Genomic DNA, 20,781 nt, shown 5'->3' on the forward strand with positions numbered 1-20,781 from the left:
TGGCGGAAGCACAGCGCGCCGGCGGCGCCGGCGGCGGCCGCCGCGTCGGCCGCAACCTTGCGGGTGGCCTTCAGTGCGGCGCGGGCCCGCTCGCGCTGTTCGCGCTCGCGCCGCTCGCGTTCCTTCTTCTCCGCCCGCTCGGCCTTCTCGGCCGCCTGCCGGGCCGCCTTCTCGGCGGCCTTCTGCGCGGCCGCCTTCTGGGCGGCCTCCTTGGCCTCGGCGAGCGAGATCTGGCGGGTCTCCTCCACGGCCGGGAGCGGCTCCGGCTCGGGGGCGTTGACCACGGCGGTCAGCATGGCCCGGGCCTCGGCGTCGGCAAGCCGCCGCGCCGGGTCCTTGACCAGCAGGCCGTAGATGACGTCGGTGAGCGGGCCCGCGTTCTTCGGCGGGTCCACCTGCTCGGTCATCACGGCGGTGAGCGTGGCGAGGGCGGAGCCCTTGTCGTACGGGGGCACGCCCTCGACGGCGGCGTAGAGCAGACCGCCGAGGGACCACATGTCGGCGGGCGGGCCGGGCCGTTGGCCGCGGGCGCGCTCGGGCGAGATGTAGGAGGGCGCGCCGACGAGCATGCCGGTGGAGGTGACGGAGGGGTCGCCCTCGACCTGCGCGATACCGAAGTCGGTGAGGACGACCCGGCCGCTGTCGGCTATGAGCACGTTGGACGGCTTCACGTCGCGGTGCAGGATGCCCTCGCCGTGGGCGGCCTTGAGGACGTCGAGCACGGCGAGGCCGACCTCGGCGGCGCGGCGGGGCGTGAGCGTGCCGCGCTCGCGGATGTACTCGGCGAGGGACGGTCCCTCGATGAGCTCCATGACGATCCAGGGGCGGGCGTCCTCGTCGACGACGTCGAAGACGGTGACCGCGCCGTTGTTGCGGATCCGCGCGATGGCCTTGGCCTCGCGGAGGGTGCGGGTGATGAGGCGGCGCTTCTCGTCCTCGTCGACGCCGTTGCCGAAGCGGAGTTCCTTGACGGCGACGGTCCGGCCGAGCGTCTCGTCGACGGCTCGCCAGACGGTGCCCATGCCGCCCTTGCCGAGCACGGAGACGAGCCGGTACCGGCGGGCGAGCAGCCGGCCCTCGTCGGCTCCGGTGTCCCCGGTCACTCCCTTGACCACGGCCCCCTTGGCCCCGGCCACGTCCTTGCCCTGCCCCGCAGCAGGCTTCCCGCCCCGCCCGGCCCCGGCAGCACCGCCCGACCCACCGGCCTTCCCCTCACCGGCAGACTCGGCCTCGGCCGGACCATCGGCGGGCTTGGCGTCGTCAGCGAGCTCGGCCTTGGCGAGACCAACAGCCGGCTTCGCCCCGTCAGCAGGCTCGGCCTTGCCCAGACCCACAGCAGGCTTGGCCTCAACGGCGGGCTCGGCAGGCTCGGCCTTGGCCGGACCATCAGCGGGCTTGGCGCCGGCGGCAGGCTCGGCCTTGCCCAGACCGACAGCCGGCTTCACCTCGTCAGCAGGCTCGGCCTTGCCCAGACCGACAGCCGGCTTCGCCTCAACGGCGGGCTTGACAGGCTCGGCCTCGGCCGGACCATCGGCGGGCTTGGCGCCGGCGGCAAGCCCGGCCTTGGCAGGCTCGGCCTTGCCCAGGCCCACGGTCCGCTTCGCGTCCCCCGTGGAGTCCGCAGGCTCGGACGGCACGTCAGCAGCGGCTCCGCTACGGGCCGCAGGCACGCTCTGCTTCCCCCCGCGGACGGAGTCCGCCGGGGCGTCGGCAACATCCGGCGTACCCGTGTGCTCCGGCTTCGACATGCGTCCCCTCCGCGATCGTGCCGTCCTGGCCGGCCGGCCCGGCATCCTCCCGGGCCCGGCGTAACGTGCCCCGGCCGAACCCTCATTGTTCCTCACTCCGCAACGGACGGGCCCCCGGGGTCCGCGGTTCCGCCTGAGCGGGATCGGCGAAGTCCGGTGCGGTACCACGCCCCGTAAGGGGCGCGGGGCCGTACCGACATGCGGCTCCGCGGCGATGGGGGTCCCCCTGTTCGAGCGCAGCCGAGAACTTGGGGGAGCGACCAGCCCCCACCGGTCCGCGGTTCCATCACCCCATTTCCAGCGGAGCGCTGAGCTCAGATCGGGACGATGTCCGGCGCCCCCAGCCGTGCCGCGTCCGCCGTCTGGTCGTCCGGCTGGCGCTGCGACTCCCGTTCCGCCTGTACCCGCTTCTCGTAGTGCTCGATCTCCTTCTCGACGTGCTGCTCGTCCCAGCCGAGCACCGGAGCCATCAACTCCGCACACTCCCGCGCCGACCGCGTCCCGCGGTCGAACGTCTCGATCGAGATGCGGGTCCGTCTGGTCAGCACGTCGTCCAGGTGCCGCGCCCCCTCGTGCGACGCCGCGTACACCACTTCCGCGCGCAGGTAGTCCTCCGCCCCGCCCAGCGGCTCGCCCAGCGAGGGGTCGACCGCGACGAGGTCCAGCAGTTCCTCGGTCAGCGCGCCGTACCGGTTCAACAGGTGCTCCACGCGCACCACGTGAAGGCCGGTCCGGGCGGCGATCCTGGCGCGGGCGTTCCACAGCGCCCTGTACCCCTCCGCGCCCACCAGCGGGACGTCCTCCGTGACGCACTCGGCCACCCGCTGGTCCAGTCCGTGCACCGCCTCGTCCACCGCGTCCTTGGCCATCACCCGGTACGTCGTGTACTTGCCGCCCGCCACGACGACCAGCCCCGGCACGGGATGGGCCACCGTGTGCTCGCGCGACAGCTTGCTCGTGGCGTCCGACTCGCCGGCCAGCAGCGGCCGCAGGCCCGCGTACACCCCCTCGACGTCGTCCCGGGTCAGGGGGACGGCGAGGACGGAGTTCACGTGCTCCAGCAGATAGTCGATGTCGGCGCTGGACGCCGCCGGATGCGCCTTGTCCAGGTCCCAGTCGGTGTCCGTGGTGCCGACGATCCAGTGCCGGCCCCAGGGGATGACGAAGAGGACGGACTTCTCCGTCCGCAGGATCAGCCCGGTGGTGGAGTGGATGCGGTCCTTCGGGACGACCAGGTGGATGCCCTTGGACGCGCGGACGTGGAACTGCCCGCGCTCCCCGATCAGCGCCTGTGTGTCGTCCGTCCACACCCCCGTCGCATTGACGATCTGCTTCGCCCGGATCTCGTACTGCCCGCCGCCCTCGACGTCCTGGACGGTCACGCCGACCACCCGCTCGCCCTCGCGCAGGAAGCCCACCACCCTCGCCCGGTTGGCGCAGTGCGCCCCGTACGCCGCGGCCGTGCGCACCAGCGTGGCGACGTACCGCGCGTCGTCCATCTGGGCGTCGTAGTACTGCAGGGCGCCCACCAGCGCGTCCTTGCGCAGGCAGGGCGCGACGCGCAGGGCGCTGCGGCGCGAGAGGTGCCGGTGCACGGGCAGGCCCCGGCCGTGGCCCGAGGAGACCGACATGGCGTCGTAGAGCGCGACGCCCGAGCCCGCGTAGAACCGTTCCCAGCCCTTGTGCTGGAGCGGGTACAGAAACGGCACCGGCTTGACCAGGTGCGGCGCGAGCCGCTCCAGCAGCAGGCCCCGCTCCTTCAGCGCCTCCCGTACGAGTGCGAAGTCGAGCATCTCCAGATAGCGCAGGCCGCCGTGGACGAGCTTGCTCGACCGGCTGGAGGTGCCCGAGGCCCAGTCGCGGGCCTCGACCAGGCCGGTCGAGAGGCCGCGGGTCACCGCGTCGAGCGCGGTGCCGGCGCCGACCACGCCCCCGCCCACCACCAGCACGTCCAGCTCGCGCTCGGCCATCCGGGCGAGCGCCTCGGCGCGCTGCGCGGGTCCCAGTGTCGCTGTCCTCACCGCTGCCTCCCGTTGTCGCGGGTGATCCCGCCCACGTCCCCCTTGGTCACGATTCTGACGGGACGTCCCGACATCAGCCACCGGCTGTGGACAACACAATGATCGCCACCCGTCCACAATGCCGCAGATCGGTCATATATACGCCTAGTCTGACATAGCGCCAGCTCTGTGCCTTCGCAGGAACCACCGGCCTCGCGCGCTCCACCCCCTCATGTCAGGGACCCTCATGCCAGGGAAAGGGACGGCAGCACCTATGCCCGCAGATCTCGCCGTCATCGGACTCGGCCACCTCGGCCTCCCGCTCGCCCAGGCCGCCGTCGCCGCCGGCATCGAGACCGTCGGCTACGACAGCGGTCCGACTCCGCCGACCGACACCAGCCTCACCGCTGCCGAGATCCGCCGCATGTCGGCGGCCGGCTTCCGGGTCACCACCAATCCGGCCGACCTCGGCCGGGTCCGCACCGCCGTCATCTGCGCCCCCACCCAGCTGGGCGCCGACCGCGCCCTCGACCTGACGGCGGTCGGCGCGGCCGCCCGGGCCCTCGCCCCGAGGCTGCGCCCGAACACCACCGTGATCCTGGAGTCGGCCGTCCATCCGGGTGTCACCGAGGACCACCTGCGCCCGCTGCTGGAGGAGGGCTCCGGGCTGCGCGCCGGCCGGGACTTCCACCTGGCCTACTCCCCCAGCCGGTTCGACCCGGGCAACCGCACCCACACCTTCGCCAACACCCCGAAGGTGATCGGCGGGCTCACCCCCGCCTGCACCGAGTCCGCCGCCGCCTTCTACACCCGGCTGACGGAGAAGGTGGTCCGGGCCCGGGGCCTGCGCGAGGCGGAGACGGTCCAGCTGCTGGAGACCAACTACCGGCACGTCAACATCGCCCTGATGAACGAGATGGCGGTGCTCTGCCACGACCTCGGCGTGGACCTGTGGGACGTCATCCGCTGCGCCGAGACCAAGCCGTACGGCTTCCAGGCCTTCCGGCCCGGCCCCGGCGTCGGCGGCCACGCCGTCCCCCTGGATCCCACCTACCTCCCGCACACCACCCGCACCCCCGGCCACCCCCTGCGCATGGTGGGGCTGGCACAGGAGATCAACACCCGGATGCCGCAGTACGTCATCCAGCGCTGCGCCACCCTGCTCAACGAGCACGGCAAGTCCGCCCGCGGCGCCCGCGTCCTGCTCCTCGGCGTGACCTACAAGCCCGACCTCGCCGACCAGCAGGGCTCCCCGGCCCGCGAGATCGCCAGCCGGCTGCTCGACCTCGGCGCACTGATCAGCTACCACGACCCCTACGTCGCGGGCTGGCGGGTGCGCGAGCAGCCGGTGCCGCGCGCCGAGTCCCTCTACGAGGCCGCCGCCACCGCCGACCTGACGGTCCTGCTCCAGCAGCACCGCACCTACGACCTCCAGGGCCTGGCGGTCAAGGCCCAGCTCCTCCTCGACACCCGCGGCGCCAGCCCGGCGGGCGCGGCGCACCGGTTGTGAGAAGGGGCGCACAGCCGCGCCCGCGCCTCCGTGAACCATGCCGACGCGGGCCGCATCCGGTACGGTACGAACAGGTGGAACCCACCGCAGAAGGCACTGCAGTGGGTTCCGAGATGGTTCACGGAGTGTCCGCCCCTACTGCATTTGGGGGCGGCCGCTCACCATTGCGGTACGAACAGGTGGAACCCACCGCACGTGGCAATGCAGTGGGTTCCTGGATGGTTCACGGAGTGTCCGCCCCTAACCTGTGTGGGGGCGGCCGCTCACCATCCGAAAAGCCGCAAGATCCACCTCCTCCGGCACTTCACCATCCACAGACGGATCCGGTCCCAGCGAGTGGGCTTGCGGTGGCGACCCATGGGCGCCCCCTTCCCGACACCGCCCAGTGGCCCGGTAGGCGGTCCGTCGGAACTCGGGCCGGGCCCCGACGGCCGGGGTCCGGAACCATGTCCTTGGAAGGGGGCGCCCCACACAGCTGGGAGCGCCGGAACAGACGCTATCGGCCCAGCCCCCTCACCCCGCGCGGATTCGCCTCGAAAGCAACCGCACGCCCCCTCCCCGCGCAACGCGCCCCGTCACGCGCCCGCCCCGCGGGAACCACCCGTACAGCGACCGAGCGCGCACGGCACTGCCCACCGGCCTTGAGGAAATCCCGCCCCCGATTACCGGTGGGGGCTGCTACTGTGCGGCGTCACTTATCTCGCACATACACCCCAGGGAACGTGTGTGCGCATCGATCCCTTGGGGGGGATTACTCCATGAGCCAGCAGTTCCAGCCGCCCGTACCCGACTCCCAGACCCCCGTCGGCTACCCGCCGGCCCCGGCCGCCAAGAACAACATCGCCCTCGGCATCGCCGCCGCCGTCGTCGCGGCCCTGGTCGCCGCGGGCGCGTACGGGTACCTGATGAACGCCATCGAGCGCCAGGTCGGCTACGCCGCCGTCGGTGTCGGCCTCCTCGTCGGTCTCGCCGCGGGCAAGCTCGGCGGCAAGAACCCGGTGCTCCCGGTGGTCGCCGGCCTCCTCTCGCTCGGCGCCGTCTACGCCGGCCAGCTGTTCTTCATCGCGCTCGCCATGGCCGACATCAACAAGGCCGGCCTGGGCGACGTCATCTCCACCGTCGGCGTCGGCGGCCTGAACGACATCTGGAAGGAGGCGGCCGAGGCGATGGACTTCGTGTTCCTCGCCATCGGCGGCGCCATCGCCTTCACCTCCGCCCGCAAGATCGCCGACTGACCCGGCACCCGGCACACACGCACGAAGGGCCGGCCCCGAGCACTCGGGGGCCGGCCCTTGTCCACCCGGGCCGGCCCGCTGAGCAGCAGCGATCCGGCCCCAGGGCCGGATCGACCCCCTGTTGCGCGGCCAGCGCTGATCATATGATCCGCGCGTGTCTGCACTTCCGCCGCTCGGTCCGCCCCTGTTCGATCCTGCCGACCGAGTCCCCGCCCTGGGTGCCCTCCGCACCGCCGTCCATGCCCGCGACTGGGCCGCGATCACCGCGCACTTCGATGCCACGGCCGAGGAGGACGACCGGCCTGCGGACTGCCGGGTGATCGCCGAGACGCCGGGCGCGGAAACCTTCCTGCGGGAGGTCGTCCGGCAGCGGCCGCGGGACCCTCTGGCCCGCACCCTGCTCGCCGACCGCACCATCCAGATCGGCTGGGGCATCCGCACCGCCGCCGGCGCCCAGCACGTGTCCCGGGCGCAGTTCGACCAGTTCTTCGCTCATCTCCGGGTCGCCGAGCAACTGCTCATCGAGGTCTGCGCCGAATACCCGCAGTACTCCCTCGCCTGGTACCTGCGCGTCATCACCGCCCGTGGCCTGGAACTCGGCAGCAGCGAGACCCGGCGCCGGTACCAGCGCCTCGCCGAGCACCACCCGCACCACCTCCCCGGGCAGATGCAACTGCTCCAGCAGCTATGCCCGAAGTGGAGCGGCAGCTGGGAGGCCGCACACGGGTTCGCCCAGGAAGCCACCGCCGAGGCGCCCGAGGGAGCCCCGGCCGGCGCCCTGGTCGCCATCGTGCAGATGGAGCAGTATCTGGAGCTGCGCAAGAAGGAGAACGACACGGCCGCGGCCGGGTACCTGCGCGAGCCGGGCAACCACGCGCGTCTCCTCGACGCCGCCCGCAGGTCCGTCCTGCACCCCGCCTTCCGCACCGGGGGCGCACCGGCCGTCGCCGCGCACAGCGCGTTCGCCGCCGCCCACTCCGCGGCCGGCCGTCCCGCCGACGCCGCCCCGCATTTCCACGCCCTGCTCGCACTCGGCAACGCCGCGTCCGAGGTCCCGTGGGGCTACCTCGGCCAGTACGACCACGAGGCCGAGTTCGTCCGCCACCGCAAGCTCGCCCTGGCCGCCGTTCCGGCCGCCCGGGACTGACGGGGAACCACATGATCACCGAGACCACCGTCGACGGTATCCGCACCGTCCTCGCCCCCGCCTCCGGGCCCGTCACCGCCGGGCTGCTCTTCCGGGTCGGCCGCGCCGACGAGACCCTCGCGACCAGCGGGATCACCCATCTGGTCGAGCACCTGGCGCTGTACCGACACGGCACGGGCGACCTGCACTACAACGGCGCCACCGCCGCCGCGTACACCCACTTCCACGTCCAGGGCACCCCGGCGGACGTGGTCGAGTACCTCAACGGCGTCTGCGCCGCCCTGCGCGACCTGCCCATGGACCGGCTGGAGACGGAGAAGGAGATCCTCCGCACCGAGGCCGCCGGCCGCGGCCACGGATCCGGCCACCGGTTGCCGCCTTGGCGGTACGGCGCGCAGTCGTACGGGCTCACCGGGTACGCCGAGGCCGGGCTGCCCCGGCTCACCGCGCACGCCGTGCGCAGCTGGGCCGAGCAGTGGTTCACCACTGAGAACGCGGTGCTGTGGATCACTGGCGACACCGTGCCCGAGGGACTCGACCTGACACTGCCCTCCGGCAGCGCCCGCCCGGCGCCCGCCGCCACCTCCGCACTGCCCACGACCCCCGCCTACTTCATCGGCGAGAACGGCGGGGTACTGCTCGACGCGGTCGTCGCCCGGTCCACCCCGGCCCGGCTGTTCGCCTCGGTGCTCGGCAAGGAGCTCTTCCGCGAGCTGCGCCAGAAGGGCGGCTGGTCGTACACCGCCGCCGCCGACTACTGCCCACGGGACGCCGACCACGCCACCGTCACGGCGGTGGCCGACGCCCTGCCGGAGCAGCAGGACGCGGTGGTCGGCGGGTTCATCGACGTACTGGCCAAGCTGCGGGCCGGCCGGATCGAGCACGCCGACCTGAAGGCCGTACGAGCCTCCGCGCTCGCCGTGCTCGACACCCCCGACGTCGAGGCGGGCATGCTGCCGGGCCGCGCGCTGGACCTGCTGATGGGCCACCGCGCTCTCACGGCCGAGGAGTCCCGCGCCGAGATCGAGGCGGTGACCGTCGAGGACCTGCAGCGGGTGGCCCGCGAGGTGTGGGACGACGCGCTGATGCAGGTCCCGGCGCGGGGCGTGGAGTGGGCGGGGCTGACGGCGGCGCCGGTGAAGTCCGAGGAGACCGCGTACGGACGCCGCTACGGGCGGGTCGATGCCCCCGACCTGAAGCTGATCGTCGGCACCGACGCGATCAGCCTGAGCGCCCCGAACGGGTCGGTGTCCACCGTCCGCTACGCAGACTGCGTACTGATGTGCTCCTTCCCGGACGGCGCCCGCCATCTGACCGGCCCGGACGGGTTCGTGGTGGAGGCCGAGCCGGCCCTGTTCGGGATCACTGCGGCGGAGTTGGCCCCGGTGGACGCGGCGGTCCCGCCGGCGGCCGTCGTCCCGATGCCGCCCCGGGACCCGGCCCGCATCCCCCGGCCGAACGCCGACCGGACCCCGGCGAAGTCCCCGCCCGGCCCGGCACGTCCGCCACGCAGTTGGGCGCTCACCGTGCAGATCTGGTGTTGCTTCGCCCTCACAGCCATGTTGGCGCTCTTCTCCGCCGCCGGGACCGGCATCGAGCTCGACCCGGTGGAGACGCCGGACGGCCCGGACTGGAGCCTGCTGGCCGTCTCCTGGTCCGTGACGGCCGGCATGGCCGCCCTGTGGATCCGGGCCCTGCGCGCCCGGCGGCGCGGCGAGGGCTGAGCCACCGCCTGGCTTCGCGTACGGACGAAGGGCCGGCCCCCGAGTGATCGGGGGCCGGCCCTTCGTCGTAGCGTCAGCGCGCCGTCGCGTCAGCGGCGGTGCTGCGAGTCCGCGACCGTGACCTCGACCCGCTGGAACTCCTTGAGCTCGCTGTAGCCGGTGGTGGCCATCGAGCGGCGCAGCGCGCCGAAGAGGTTCATCGAGCCGTCCGGGGTGTGGGACGGGCCGGTGAGGATCTCCTCGGTGGTGCCGACCGTGCCGAGGTCCACCTTCTTGCCGCGCGGCACGTCCTCGTGGACGGCCTCCATGCCCCAGTGGTTGCCGCGGCCGGGCGCGTCGGTGGCGCGGGCCAGCGGGGAGCCCATCATCACGGCGTCGGCGCCGCAGGCGATGGCCTTGGGCAGGTCACCGGACCAGCCCACGCCGCCGTCGGCGATGACGTGCACGTAGCGGCCGCCGGACTCGTCCATGTAGTCGCGGCGGGCGGCCGCGACGTCGGCGACGGCGGTGGCCATCGGGACCTGGATGCCCAGCACGTTGCGGGTGGTGTGCGCGGCGCCGCCGCCGAAGCCCACCAGTACGCCGGCCGCGCCGGTCCGCATCAGGTGCAGGGCCGCGGTGTACGTGGCGCAACCGCCGACGATGACCGGGACGTCGAGCTCGTAGATGAACTGCTTGAGGTTCAGCGGCTCAGCGGCGCCGGAGACGTGCTCGGCGGAGACCGTCGTACCGCGGATGACGAAGATGTCCACGCCCGCGTCCACGACCGCCTTGGAGAACTGGGCGGTGCGCTGCGGGGAGAGCGCGGCGGCGGTGACGACGCCGGAGTCGCGCACCTCCTTGATGCGCTGCCCGATCAGGTCGGCCTGGATCGGGGCGGCGTAGATCTCCTGGAGGCGGCGGGTGGCGGCCTCCTCGGGGAGCTCGCGGATCTCGTCCAGCAGCGGCTGCGGGTCCTCGTAGCGGGTCCACAGGCCTTCGAGGTTCAGCACGCCGAGGCCGCCGAGCTCGCCGATGCGGATCGCCGTCTTCGGGGAGACCACCGAGTCCATGGGGGCGGCCAGGAAGGGGAGCTCGAAGCGGTAGGCGTCGATCTGCCAGGCGATCGAGACCTCCTTCGGGTCCCGGGTGCGCCGGCTCGGGACGATGGCGATGTCGTCGAACGCGTACGCCCTGCGGCCGCGCTTGCCGCGCCCGATCTCGATCTCAGTCACGTGTGGTGGCCTTTCCCTCTTGACTCTGCCCGTCCAGTATCCCCGACGGGCAGAGTCATGGGGGCACCTCCCAGCGGTAGCTGGGGGAGTTCGGTCACTCCTCCACAAGGACCTGGGTGAAGTCGACGACATGTACGACCAGCACCAGGAGCAGACCGTCGCTGACGAGGTACTCGATGCCGATGTTCGGCGTCAGCGCCAGCGACCGGGTCGACTCGTCGCCCGAGATCGGCACGGAGATCTTCGGCCGCGGGTCCTGGGAGAGGACGGCGAGGCCCCGCTCCAGCAGCGACCTGCGCTCCGGTGGCAGCCCGTCACGGATACGGGCCGCCTCCTCGCTGAACTTCACGGCATAAAGCATCGGAACCCCCTGAGCCGGACGGGCCAATCGTAGCGTCAGCCGTGTCAGCCGCGCGTCGTGTAGTTCGGCGCCTCGACGGTCATCTGGATGTCGTGCGGGTGGCTCTCCTTCAGGCCCGCCGACGTGATCCGGACGAAGCGGCCGCGCTCCTGGAGCTCGGGGACCGTGCGGCCGCCGACGTAGAACATCGACTGGCGCAGGCCGCCGACCAGCTGGTGGACCACCGCGGAGAGCGGGCCGCGGTAGGGCACCTGGCCCTCGATGCCCTCGGGGATCAGCTTGTCGTCGCCGCCCACGCCCTCCTGGAAGTAGCGGTCCTTGGAGAAGGACTTGCGGTCGCCGCGGGACTGCATCGCGCCGAGCGAGCCCATGCCGCGGTACGACTTGAACTGCTTGCCGTTGATGAAGAGCAGCTCGCCCGGGGACTCCTCGCAGCCCGCGAGCAGCGAGCCGAGCATCACCGTGTCCGCGCCGGCGACGAGCGCCTTGGCGATGTCGCCGGAGTACTGCAGGCCGCCGTCGCCGATGACGGGGACGCCTGCGGCCTTGGCCGCCAGGGAGGCCTCGTAGATGGCGGTGACCTGCGGGACGCCGATGCCGGCGACCACGCGGGTGGTGCAGATGGAGCCGGGGCCGACGCCGACCTTGATGCCGTCGCAGCCGGCGTCGACGAGGGCCTGGGCGCCGTCGCGGGTGGCGACGTTGCCGCCGATGACGTCGACGGAGGAGTTCGACTTGATCTTGGCGACCATGTCGCCGACCAGCCGGGAGTGGCCGTGCGCGGTGTCGACGACGATGAAGTCGGCGCCGGCCTCGATGAGGGCCTGGGCGCGCTCGTACGCGTCACCGGCGACGCCGACGGCGGCGCCGACCAGGAGCCGGCCGTCCTTGTCCTTGGCGGCGTTCGGGTACTGCTCGGCCTTGACGAAGTCCTTGACCGTGATGAGGCCCTTGAGGATGCCCGCGTCGTCGACCAGCGGAAGCTTCTCGATCTTGTGGCGGCGCAGCAGCTCCATGGCGTCCACGCCCGAGATGCCGACGTGGCCGGTGACCAGCGGCATCGGGGTCATGACCTCGCGCACCTGGCGGCTGCGGTCCAACTCGAAGGCCATGTCCCGGTTGGTGACGATGCCGAGCAGCTTGCCGGCGGGGTCGGTGACCGGGACACCGGAGATGCGGAACTTCGCGCACAGCTCGTCGGCCTCGCGGAGCGTGGCGTCGGGGTGCACGGTGATCGGGTCGGAGACCATGCCCGACTCGGAGCGCTTGACCAGGTCGACCTGGTTGGCCTGGTCGGCGATGGAGAGGTTGCGGTGGAGCACGCCGACGCCGCCCTGGCGGGCCATCGCGATGGCCATCCGCGCCTCGGTGACCTTGTCCATGGCGGCCGACAGCAGCGGGACGTTCACGCGGACGTTCTTCGAGATGAGCGAGGAGGTGTCGATCTCGTCCGGCGCCATGTCCGACGCGCCCGGCAGCAGCAGGACGTCGTCGTAGGTCAGCCCGAGCGAGGCGAATTTGCCGGGCACTCCGTCACCGTTGACAGTCATGACACCTTCCCAGATGGTCTTGCTCAGCGCGGATGTCCATGCTAACGGGATACCGAGGCGTCTCATTCCACGATCAAGATCGACCGGAATTTTCGTCTGTTCCTACGAGTTTGATCGCGCGCAAGGCGATCACAAGGCGATCACAGCATTCCGCCAGTGCCTATTGCTCGGCGAGGGCACGCAGCCGGCTCAGCGCCCGGTGCTGCGCGACCCGCACGGCACCCGGTGACATCCCCAGCATCTGCCCCGTCTCCTCGGCGGTCAGCCCCACGGCCACCCGCAGCACGAGCAGCTCGCGCTGGTTCTCCGGGAGGTTGGCCAGCAGCTTCTTGGCCCACTCGGCGTCGCTGCTGAGCAGCGCCCGCTCCTCCGGACCCAGCGAGTCGTCGGGGCGCTCGGGCATCTCGTCGGACGGTACGGCCGTACTGCCCGGGTGGCGCATCGCCGCCCGCTGCAGGTCGGCGACCTTGTGCGCGGCGATGGCGAAGACGAAGGCCTCGAAGGGCCGACCGGTGTCGCGGTACCGGGGCAGCGCCATCAGGACGGCGACGCAGACCTCCTGCGCCAGGTCCTCGACGAAGTGGCGCGCGTCCCCGGGCAGCCGGGAGAGCCGGGTGCGGCAGTACCGCAGGGCGAGGGGGTGCACGTGCGCGAGCAGGTCGTGGGTGGCCTGCTCGTCGCCTTCCACCGCCCGCCGTACGAGCGCGCCGACCGCCCCGGCGGAACCGCCGGTGGCGGCGCCGGTGGGGCCTGTGGCCGCAGGGGACCCCAGGGCCTCGTCGTCGCGCATCATTCCATGGTGCCTCGGCGCCGGAGGATTCGTGGCACCGCGGGCCGTGTTGTGCATCGAAGCGTTATGAGCGGGCGCGCCTGAAGTCATCGTCTGCGCCTTCCCCTCCCGCTCGGCCGAATAGTCCCGAGGACTCCACATCGTTCGAGGACTCCACATCTCCAAGAATGCGGCACACCTCAAGGATGCGGCATCGCGCACGAACCGACACGTCCCCCGAATCGCAGCCCGCCAATCCCCCGGACCCGGAGTGGCCCGGCCCGGAGCGGCGTGGCCCGGCAGGTCCTGCGCCGCCCGCAGGTCCTGCGCGGCCCGGGAGGCCCTGCGTCCCGCGTCGCGCGTCCTGCCTCCGTCGTCCCGACCGTCGTCCTGACCGCCCGTCCCGCCTGCCGCCCCGCCCGCCGGCGGCGGACGGGAGCGCGCTGTCAACGGCCCGCTGTCGACGGCCTACGGTCGGCCGACCACGGTCAGCGGACCAGGCCCCAGCGGAACCCGAGCGCCACGGCGTGCGCCCGGTCGGAGGCGCCGAGCTTCTTGAAGAGCCTGCGTGCGTGCGTCTTGACCGTGTCCTCGGAGAGGAAGAGCTCGCGCCCGATCTCCGCGTTGGACCGGCCGTGGCTCATGCCCTCCAGCACCTGGATCTCACGCGCGGTGAGGGTGGGCGCGGCGCCCATCTCGGCCGAGCGGAGCCGGCGCGGGGCCAGCCTCCAGGTCGGGTCGGCGAGCGCCTGGGTGACCGTGGCCCGCAGTTCGGCGCGCGAGGCGTCCTTGTGCAGGTAGCCCCGGGCGCCGGCGGCGACCGCGAGGGCCACCCCGTCCAGGTCCTCCGCGACCGTCAGCATGATGATGCGGGCGCCGGGGTCGGCCGACAGGAGCCGGCGGACCGTCTCCACACCGCCGAGGCCGGGCATCCGGACGTCCATGAGAATGAGGTCGGAGCGGTCGGCGCCCCAGCGGCGGAGGACTTCCTCGCCGTTGGCAGCCGTCGTCACACGCTCGACGCCGGGGACGGTGGCCACCGCCCGGCGGAGCGCCTCTCGGGCAAGCGGGGAGTCGTCGCAGACGAGGACGGATGTCATGACCGCCCTCCGCAGCTGCTGATGCGCGTCACCTTGAGCCTCCAGGCTGGTACGTATCGTCACCTGTGCGGTCGATGCTCTCGGACATCTGTCCGGGAACCTCTTCGTTCAACCGCCTTCGCACTCTCAACGACGGTCACTCGAAAGAGTTACGGGTCGGACGGACACCTTCGGCACTCTACGTGAGGAGTCCGTCACCGTACCGACACCACGCGCCACGCGTCCTCCATCTGGAGCTATGCCCTATTTGGCGGCTTTCCTTCCGTTTGGCAGGTAACTGAGGCTAGATTCACAAGAGTCATATTTACGTCTGATCTGATCGTAGATGTGGCTGCAGCATGGACCGTATCCGCCTCAGTACCGGCTGAACGAGGACTAGCAATGGCAGATTTCTCCCGCCTCCCCGGACCGAACGCCGACCTCTGGGACTGGCAGCTGCTGGCTGCCTGCCGCGGGGTCGACAGCTCCCTCTTCTTCCACCCGGAGGGCGAGCGGGGCGCGGCCCGGAGCGCGCGCGAGGCCTCGGCTAAAGAGGTCTGCATGCGATGCCCGGTGCGCGCGGAGTGCGCCGCGCACGCGCTCGCCGTCCGTGAGCCCTACGGGGTGTGGGGTGGCCTCACCGAGGACGAGCGCGAAGAGCTGATGGGCCGCGCCCGACACCGCCTCATCCCCGCGACCAGTGCGGGCAGGAACGAGTGACCCGCGCACCGAGCCATCGACTGAAGGAACGATTCTCCACCTGAGCAGGGCGGCCGCCGCCGCGCCCCGGCCCCCGTACGGTGCGGAGGTCAGCGGGCGGCGGCCCGCTCCAACTGCGTGAGCGTCGCGGCCACGGCCGGTACGCGAGCCAGGTCCGGCAGCGTCAGCGCCACCACCTCGCGCTCCACGGCCGGCCGCACCGCCAGCGTGCTCACGCCCTTGGCCCGTACGGACTCCACCGCGAGCTCCGGCAGCACCGCCACGCCCAGGCCCGCGCCGACCAGCCCGACAACGGCCGGGTAGTCGTCGGTGGCGAAGTCGATGCGCGGGGTGAAGCCGACCCCCTCGCACACCTCGACCAGATGGCGGCGGCAGCGCGGGCAGCCCGCGATCCAGGGCTCCTCGGCCAGCTCCGCCATGCCCACCTGCGCCGCACCGGCCAGCCGGTGCCCCTCGGGCACCAGGCCCACGAGCCGGTCGGTCAGCAGCGACCGCACCACCAGGTCGGCCCACTCCCCCGGGTCGTTGCCCGCCTCACCCGCGCCGGACGCCCGGTCCCCGGCCCGCCCCCCGTACCGGAACGCCAGCGCCACGTCGCAGTCGCCCTCGCGCAGCATCTCCACCGAACGCGGCGGCTCCGCCTCGACCAGCGACACGCGCGTGCCCGGGTGCGCGGCGCGCATCGCCGCCAGCGCGGTCGGCACCAGGGTGGAGCTGCCGCTGGGGAAGGACACCAGCCGGACCCGCCCGGCCCGCAGGCCGGCGATGGCCGCGACCTCCTCCTCGGCCGCGGTCAGGCCCGCCAGGATGCCGGCGGCGTGGCGGACCAGCGCCTCGCCCGCCTGGGTCAGCCGCATCTCCCGGCCGGTGCGGATGAGCAGCGGCGTACCGGCCGACTGCTCCAGCGCCTTCATCTGCTGGGACACGGCCGGCTGGGTGCAGCCGAGCTCGCGCGCGGCGGCGGAGAAGGAACCGGTGGCGGCCACGGCGCGCAGGACCCGGAGATGACGTGCTTCGATCACCCTGTGAGCATAAGGCCGGCTTTGACGGCTGCGCCAATATTGGCGAGACGCTTTGGGGGCATTCGGGTAGCGTGCTCCGCATGGACCCCCTCACCCCCTCCGCCGCGCGCCTCGTCTCCGTCAACGCCGGCCGCGCCACCGCCGTGGACCACACCGACGCCGAAGGGGGGCTCACGGGCATCGCGAAGCGGCCCGTGCCCGGCCCGGTCCGGGTCTTCGCCCCCGGCCCCAAGGGCACCGGCGCGAGCGGGATCGAGGGCGACGCCGTCTGCGACCGGCGCCACCACGGCGGCGACCACCAGGCCGTCTACGCCTACGCCCGCGAGGACCTGGCCCACTGGGAGCGGGAGCTGGGCCGGGAGCTGCCGGGCGGCATCTTCGGCGAGAACCTCACCACCTCGGGCCTCGACGTCAACGGCGCCCTGCTCGGCGAGCGCTGGCGGATCGGCGCGGACGTCGTACTGGAGGTGGCCTCCGCCCGCATCCCGTGCCGCACCTTCCAGGGCCATCTGGACGAGTCGGGCTGGGTGAAGCGGTTCACCCAGGCCCGGCGGCCGGGTGCCTACCTGCGGGTGATCCAGGAGGGGTACGTCTCCCCCGGCGACCCGATCGAGATCGTCCACCGCCCGGACCACGACGTGACGGTGGAGCTGTGGTTCCGCGCCTTCACCACGGAGCGACCGCTGATGGAGCGCACCCTGGCGGCGGGCGACGCGATGGAGCCGGCGGCGCACGAGGCCGTGCACGCATGGCTGGCCAAGCACGGCCGGCCGACCGCGGACGCGGCCGGGCACGCACCGAACTGACACCTCGGGCGGCTAGGTTGCGCGTATGACGACTGCGCTGATCACCGGATCCACGGCGGGCATCGGTGCCGCCTTCGCCCGGCGGCTCGCCGCCCAGGGACACAACCTGGTGCTGGTGGCCCGCAACACCGCGCGGCTGAGCGAGCAGGCCACCGAACTGCACGACCGGCACGGCATCGAGGCGGAGGTGCTGACCGCGGACCTCTCCACCGAGGACGGCATCGCGGCCGTCGAGGAGCGGCTGGACGACCGCACCCACCCGGTGGACCTGCTGGTCAACAACGCGGGCTTCGGCAACAAGGGCCGCTACCTGGAAGTCTCCCTGGCCGACGAGCTGACCATGCTCAAGGTGCACGTGGAGGCCGTGCTCCGGCTGACCACGGCGGCGACGCGGTCCATGCGCACACGCGGGCGGGGCGGGGTGGTCAACGTCGCCTCGGTGGCCGCCTTCCTGCCGCGCGGCACGTACGGGGCGAGCAAGGCGTGGGTCGTGCAGTTCACCCAGGGCGCGGCCCGGGACCTGGCGGACTCGGGGGTGCGGCTGATGGCACTGTGCCCGGGCTTCGTGCGGACCGAGTTCCACGAGCGGGCCGGGATGGGCACGGACAACATCCCCAACTGGATGTGGCTGGATGCCGACAAGCTGGTCGCCGAGGCCCTGTCGGACCTGGCGCGCGGCAGGACGCTGTCGATCCCGGACCCGCGGTACAAGGCGCTGATGGGCGTCACGAAGCTGGTGCCGCGCGGGATGCTGGGCGGGATCTCGTCGCGTACGGGGCGCAAGTACGGGCCCCGGTGAGGGCCCGTCGGCGAGCCGGCGCCGGGCCACCCCGCCGGGCCGCCGCAGAATCGGCCGAAAGGGTGAATTCTTCCTAGACTGGACGTGTCCCATCCAGCCGGGGAGACGTCATGACATTCGTACAGATAATCGATTACAAGACCAGTCGGTACGACGACCTGTCCGACCTCATGGACCGCTACGTCGCGCAGAGCCAGGGCAAGCGGACCGTCACCCACAGCATGATCGGCAAGGACCGCGAGAGGGCGGACCACTACCTCGACGTCGTCGAGTTCCCGTCGTACGAAGAGGCCATGAAGAACTCTCAGCTTCCGGAGACGGACCGGATGTTCAAGGAGATGGTGGCCCTCTGCGACGAGATGCCGACGTTCACCAACCTGGACGTGGTCCGGGACGAACAGCTCAACAAGCACCTGGTGAACCGGCTGTTCGACGTATGCATAGTGAACGGCAACCTGGACGCCCTCGAGGAGTGCGTGGCGACCAATCACATCGACCACGACGTCAGCCACGAGGCCACCACCGTCATCGGGCTCGACCCGCTCCGCAAGGACATAAAGATGTGGCGCGGCGGCTTCGACATGGAGTTCGAGATCGCCTGCCAGCTGGCCGAGGGCGACCTCGTCACCACGGTGTGGACCTGGCACGGCACCCACAAGGGCGACTTCATGGGCATGGCGGCGACCGGGAAGAAGTACGACATCCAGGGCACCACCACCTGCCGGATCCTGGACGGGCTGATCGCCGAGACCTGGTGGCACTACGACATCGGACGGCTCATGCGGGAGATGGGCGCCCCCGGCTCCTGAGTCCGCAGGGACACGAGGAGCACGGCGACGACGGCGCAGAGCACGGGGAAGGCCCCGTTCCGCAGGTGCGGAACGGGGCCTTCCGTGCGCCGTGGGGCCGTGCTGCCGTGAGGCGGTCACGGGCCGGCCAGCGGGCCGATCGGCAGGCTGGTCGGCGGGCCGGTCAGTGGCTGTGGCCGTGACCGTGGCCGTGACCGTGGCTGTCAGCCTCCTCCTCGGCCGGCTTCTCGACGACCAGGGTCTCGGTCGTGAGCAGCAGGGAGGCGATGGAGGCGGCGTTCTCCAGGGCGGAGCGGGTGACCTTGACCGGGTCGATGACGCCGGCCTTGACCAGGTCGCCGTACTCGCCGGTGGCGGCGTTGAAGCCCTGGCCCTTGTCCAGCTCGGCGACCTTGGAGGTGATGACGTAGCCCTCCAGGCCGGCGTTCTCCGCGATCCAGCGCAGCGGCTCGACGACGGCGCGGCGGACGACCGCGACACCGGTGGCCTCGTCGCCGTCCTTGCCGAGGTTGTCGGCGAGGACCTTGGCGGCGTGCACCAGGGCGGAGCCACCACCGGAGACGATGCCCTCCTCGACCGCGGCGCGGGTCGCGGAGATGGCGTCCTCCAGACGGTGCTTCTTCTCCTTCAGCTCCACCTCGGTGGCGGCGCCGACCTTGATCACGCACACGCCGCCGGCCAGCTTCGCGAGGCGCTCCTGGAGCTTCTCGCGGTCCCAGTCGGAGTCCGTGGCCTCGATCTCGGCCTTGATCTGGTTGACGCGGCCGAGGACGTCCTCGGAGGAGCCGGCGCCGTCCACGATCGTGGTGTCGTCCTTGGTGACGGTCACGCGGCGGGCGGTGCCCAGCACGTCCAGACCGGCCTGGTCGAGCTTGAGGCCGACCTCCTCGGCGATGACGGTGGCACCGGTGAGGGTGGCCATGTCCTGGAGCATCGCCTTGCGGCGGTCGCCGAAGCCGGGGGCCTTGACGGCCACCGCGTTGAAGGTGCCGCGGATCTTGTTCACGACCAGGGTCGACAGGGCCTCGCCCTCGACGTCCTCGGCGATGATCAGCAGCGGCTTGGAGCCACCCGCCTGGATGACCTTCTCCAGCAGCGGCAGCAGGTCCTGGATCGAGGAGATCTTGCCCTGGTTGATGAGGATGTACGGGTCCTCCAGGACGGCCTCCATGCGCTCCTGGTCCGTCACGAAGTACGGCGACAGGTAGCCCTTGTCGAAGGCCATGCCCTCGGTGAACTCGAGCTCGAGACCGAAGGTGTTCGACTCCTCGACGGTGATGACACCGTCCTTGCCGACCTTGTCCATCGCCTCGGCGATGAGCTCGCCGACCTGCTGGTCCTGCGCGGAGAGCGCGGCCACGGCGGCGATGTCGGTCTTGTCCTCGATCGGACGGGCGGTGGCGAGGAGGTCCTCGGAGACCGCCTTGACCGCGGCGTCGATGCCCTTCTTCAGGGCGGCCGGGGAGGCACCGGCGGCGACGTTGCGCAGGCCCTCGCGGACCAGCGCCTGGGCCAGGACCGTGGCGGTGGTGGTGCCGTCACCCGCGATGTCGTTGGTCTTGGTCGCCACCTCCTTCACGAGCTGGGCGCCCAGGTTCTCGTACGGGTCGTCGATCTCGACCTCGCGGGCGATCGTGACACCGTCGTTGGTGATGGTCGGGGCACCGAACTTCTTGTCGATGACGACGTTGCGGCCCTTGGGGCCGATCGTCACCTTGACCGTGTCGGCAAGCTTGTTGACGCCGCGCTCGAGGGCGCGACGGGCGTCCTCGTCGAACTTCAGGATCTTCGCCATGGGAGCGGTTCAGCCCTCTCGAAAAAATCTAGGTGGAACGAACCGCGCCCCTCGCCGCCCGGCAATCAGCGGGGTGACCAGGGGCGCAGCTCACAGCACACAGAAATGCTGGGTGAATTACTTCTCGACGATCGCGAGGACGTCGCGGGCCGAGAGGACGAGGTACTCCTCGCCGTTGTACTTCACCTCGGTGCCGCCGTACTTGCTGTAGAGCACGACATCGCCGACGTTGACGTCGAGCGGAAGGCGGTTGCCCTCCTCGAAGCGACCCGGACCAACGGCCAGGACGACGCCCTCCTGGGGCTTCTCCTTCGCGGTGTCCGGGATGACCAGGCCAGAGGCCGTGGTCTGCTCGGCGTCGAGCGGCTGGACCACGATGCGGTCCTCGAGCGGCTTGATGGCAACCTTGGAGCTGGCGGTCGTCACGATCCGACCTCCCCCTTCGGAGATCTCACGGGGTTAACTGTCTGAGGTGGCGACCAGGTCGATCCGT

At 71.8% G+C, this 20,781-nt stretch carries 18 protein-coding genes; 8 read left to right on the plus strand and 10 right to left on the minus strand.

Annotation, left to right across the window (positions count from 1 at the left end):
- Both GPJ59_RS05875 and GPJ59_RS05880 read right to left on the minus strand, forming a co-directional pair.
- The coding region (locus GPJ59_RS05875; RefSeq protein WP_308120157.1) for a serine/threonine-protein kinase at window positions 1-1,637 on the minus strand (1,637 nt) is incomplete at its 3' end.
- A gap of 425 nt (window positions 1,638-2,062) precedes the next feature.
- On the minus strand, window positions 2,063-3,769 hold the full coding sequence (locus tag GPJ59_RS05880; protein ID WP_219665310.1) for a glycerol-3-phosphate dehydrogenase/oxidase: 1,707 nt from the start codon (window positions 3,767-3,769) through the stop codon (window positions 2,063-2,065).
- A gap of 253 nt (window positions 3,770-4,022) precedes the next feature.
- Between GPJ59_RS05880 and GPJ59_RS05885 the strand changes: the two genes are divergently transcribed.
- The 4 genes from GPJ59_RS05885 to GPJ59_RS05900 all read left to right on the plus strand — a co-directional run bounded on the left by GPJ59_RS05885 (window position 4,023) and on the right by GPJ59_RS05900 (window position 9,364).
- Complete coding sequence (locus tag GPJ59_RS05885) at window positions 4,023-5,258, plus strand: nucleotide sugar dehydrogenase (RefSeq protein ID WP_219665311.1); 1,236 nt, start codon at window positions 4,023-4,025, stop codon at window positions 5,256-5,258.
- Window positions 5,259-6,016: 758 nt separating this feature from the next.
- Window positions 6,017-6,493, plus strand: a complete 477-nt coding sequence (locus GPJ59_RS05890; protein WP_219665314.1) for a hypothetical protein — start codon at window positions 6,017-6,019, stop codon at window positions 6,491-6,493.
- Window positions 6,494-6,647: 154 nt separating this feature from the next.
- Window positions 6,648-7,640, plus strand: a complete 993-nt coding sequence (locus GPJ59_RS05895) for a hypothetical protein (RefSeq protein WP_308120158.1) — start codon at window positions 6,648-6,650, stop codon at window positions 7,638-7,640.
- 11 nt (window positions 7,641-7,651) lie between these two features.
- Window positions 7,652-9,364, plus strand: a complete 1,713-nt coding sequence (locus GPJ59_RS05900) for a M16 family metallopeptidase (protein ID WP_219665315.1) — start codon at window positions 7,652-7,654, stop codon at window positions 9,362-9,364.
- An 89-nt stretch (window positions 9,365-9,453) separates the two neighbouring features.
- Here GPJ59_RS05900 and GPJ59_RS05905 read toward each other — a convergent pair whose 3' ends face one another.
- The 5 genes from GPJ59_RS05905 to GPJ59_RS05925 form a co-directional block, all read right to left on the minus strand.
- A complete protein-coding gene (locus GPJ59_RS05905; protein WP_219665316.1) occupies window positions 9,454-10,578 on the minus strand; it encodes a GuaB3 family IMP dehydrogenase-related protein in 1,125 nt (374 codons plus the stop codon).
- A 94-nt stretch (window positions 10,579-10,672) separates the two neighbouring features.
- Window positions 10,673-10,927: a hypothetical protein gene (locus GPJ59_RS05910; protein ID WP_308120159.1), complete on the minus strand. Its 255-nt coding sequence runs from the start codon at window positions 10,925-10,927 to the stop codon at window positions 10,673-10,675.
- Between the two features lie 56 nt (window positions 10,928-10,983).
- Entirely contained in the window at window positions 10,984-12,489 is a 1,506-nt protein-coding gene (guaB, locus tag GPJ59_RS05915) for an IMP dehydrogenase (RefSeq protein WP_219665318.1), read from the minus strand.
- A gap of 160 nt (window positions 12,490-12,649) precedes the next feature.
- Entirely contained in the window at window positions 12,650-13,279 is a 630-nt protein-coding gene (locus tag GPJ59_RS05920; protein ID WP_219665319.1) for a sigma-70 family RNA polymerase sigma factor, read from the minus strand.
- Between the two features lie 467 nt (window positions 13,280-13,746).
- Entirely contained in the window at window positions 13,747-14,358 is a 612-nt protein-coding gene (locus tag GPJ59_RS05925; RefSeq protein WP_003948568.1) for a response regulator transcription factor, read from the minus strand.
- 381 nt (window positions 14,359-14,739) lie between these two features.
- Here GPJ59_RS05925 and GPJ59_RS05930 point away from each other — a divergent pair, with 381 nt between their 5' ends.
- The gene (locus tag GPJ59_RS05930; protein WP_219665320.1) at window positions 14,740-15,057 is read left to right on the plus strand and encodes a WhiB family transcriptional regulator; all 318 of its coding nucleotides are present in this window, start codon (window positions 14,740-14,742) and stop codon (window positions 15,055-15,057) included.
- Between the two features lie 89 nt (window positions 15,058-15,146).
- Here the strand turns inward: GPJ59_RS05930 and GPJ59_RS05935 are convergent, their stop codons facing one another.
- A complete protein-coding gene (locus GPJ59_RS05935; protein ID WP_219665321.1) occupies window positions 15,147-16,079 on the minus strand; it encodes a LysR family transcriptional regulator in 933 nt (310 codons plus the stop codon).
- Window positions 16,080-16,159: 80 nt separating this feature from the next.
- On the opposite strand from GPJ59_RS05935, the gene GPJ59_RS05940 reads away from it, so the two are divergent.
- The 3 genes from GPJ59_RS05940 (at window position 16,160) to GPJ59_RS05950 (ending at window position 18,493) form a co-directional block, all read left to right on the plus strand.
- Window positions 16,160-16,885 (plus strand): MOSC domain-containing protein, encoded by a 726-nt coding sequence (locus GPJ59_RS05940; RefSeq protein ID WP_219665323.1) that lies wholly within the window; start codon window positions 16,160-16,162, stop codon window positions 16,883-16,885.
- A gap of 25 nt (window positions 16,886-16,910) precedes the next feature.
- Window positions 16,911-17,684, plus strand: a complete 774-nt coding sequence (locus GPJ59_RS05945; protein ID WP_219665324.1) for an SDR family NAD(P)-dependent oxidoreductase — start codon at window positions 16,911-16,913, stop codon at window positions 17,682-17,684.
- Window positions 17,685-17,794: 110 nt separating this feature from the next.
- Entirely contained in the window at window positions 17,795-18,493 is a 699-nt protein-coding gene (locus GPJ59_RS05950) for an ester cyclase (RefSeq protein WP_219665326.1), read from the plus strand.
- Between the two features lie 163 nt (window positions 18,494-18,656).
- Here GPJ59_RS05950 and groL read toward each other — a convergent pair whose 3' ends face one another.
- Together groL and groES are read right to left on the minus strand one after the other, a co-directional pair.
- A complete protein-coding gene (gene groL / locus GPJ59_RS05955) occupies window positions 18,657-20,288 on the minus strand; it encodes a chaperonin GroEL (protein WP_219665327.1) in 1,632 nt (543 codons plus the stop codon).
- 117 nt (window positions 20,289-20,405) lie between these two features.
- Window positions 20,406-20,714, minus strand: a complete 309-nt coding sequence (gene groES / locus GPJ59_RS05960) for a co-chaperone GroES (RefSeq protein ID WP_219665328.1) — start codon at window positions 20,712-20,714, stop codon at window positions 20,406-20,408.
- Window positions 20,715-20,781: the final 67 nt, after the last annotated feature.

The sequence above is a fragment of the Streptomyces bambusae genome, from assembly GCF_019400985.1.
GTDB lineage: Bacteria > Actinomycetota > Actinomycetes > Streptomycetales > Streptomycetaceae > Streptomyces > Streptomyces bambusae_A.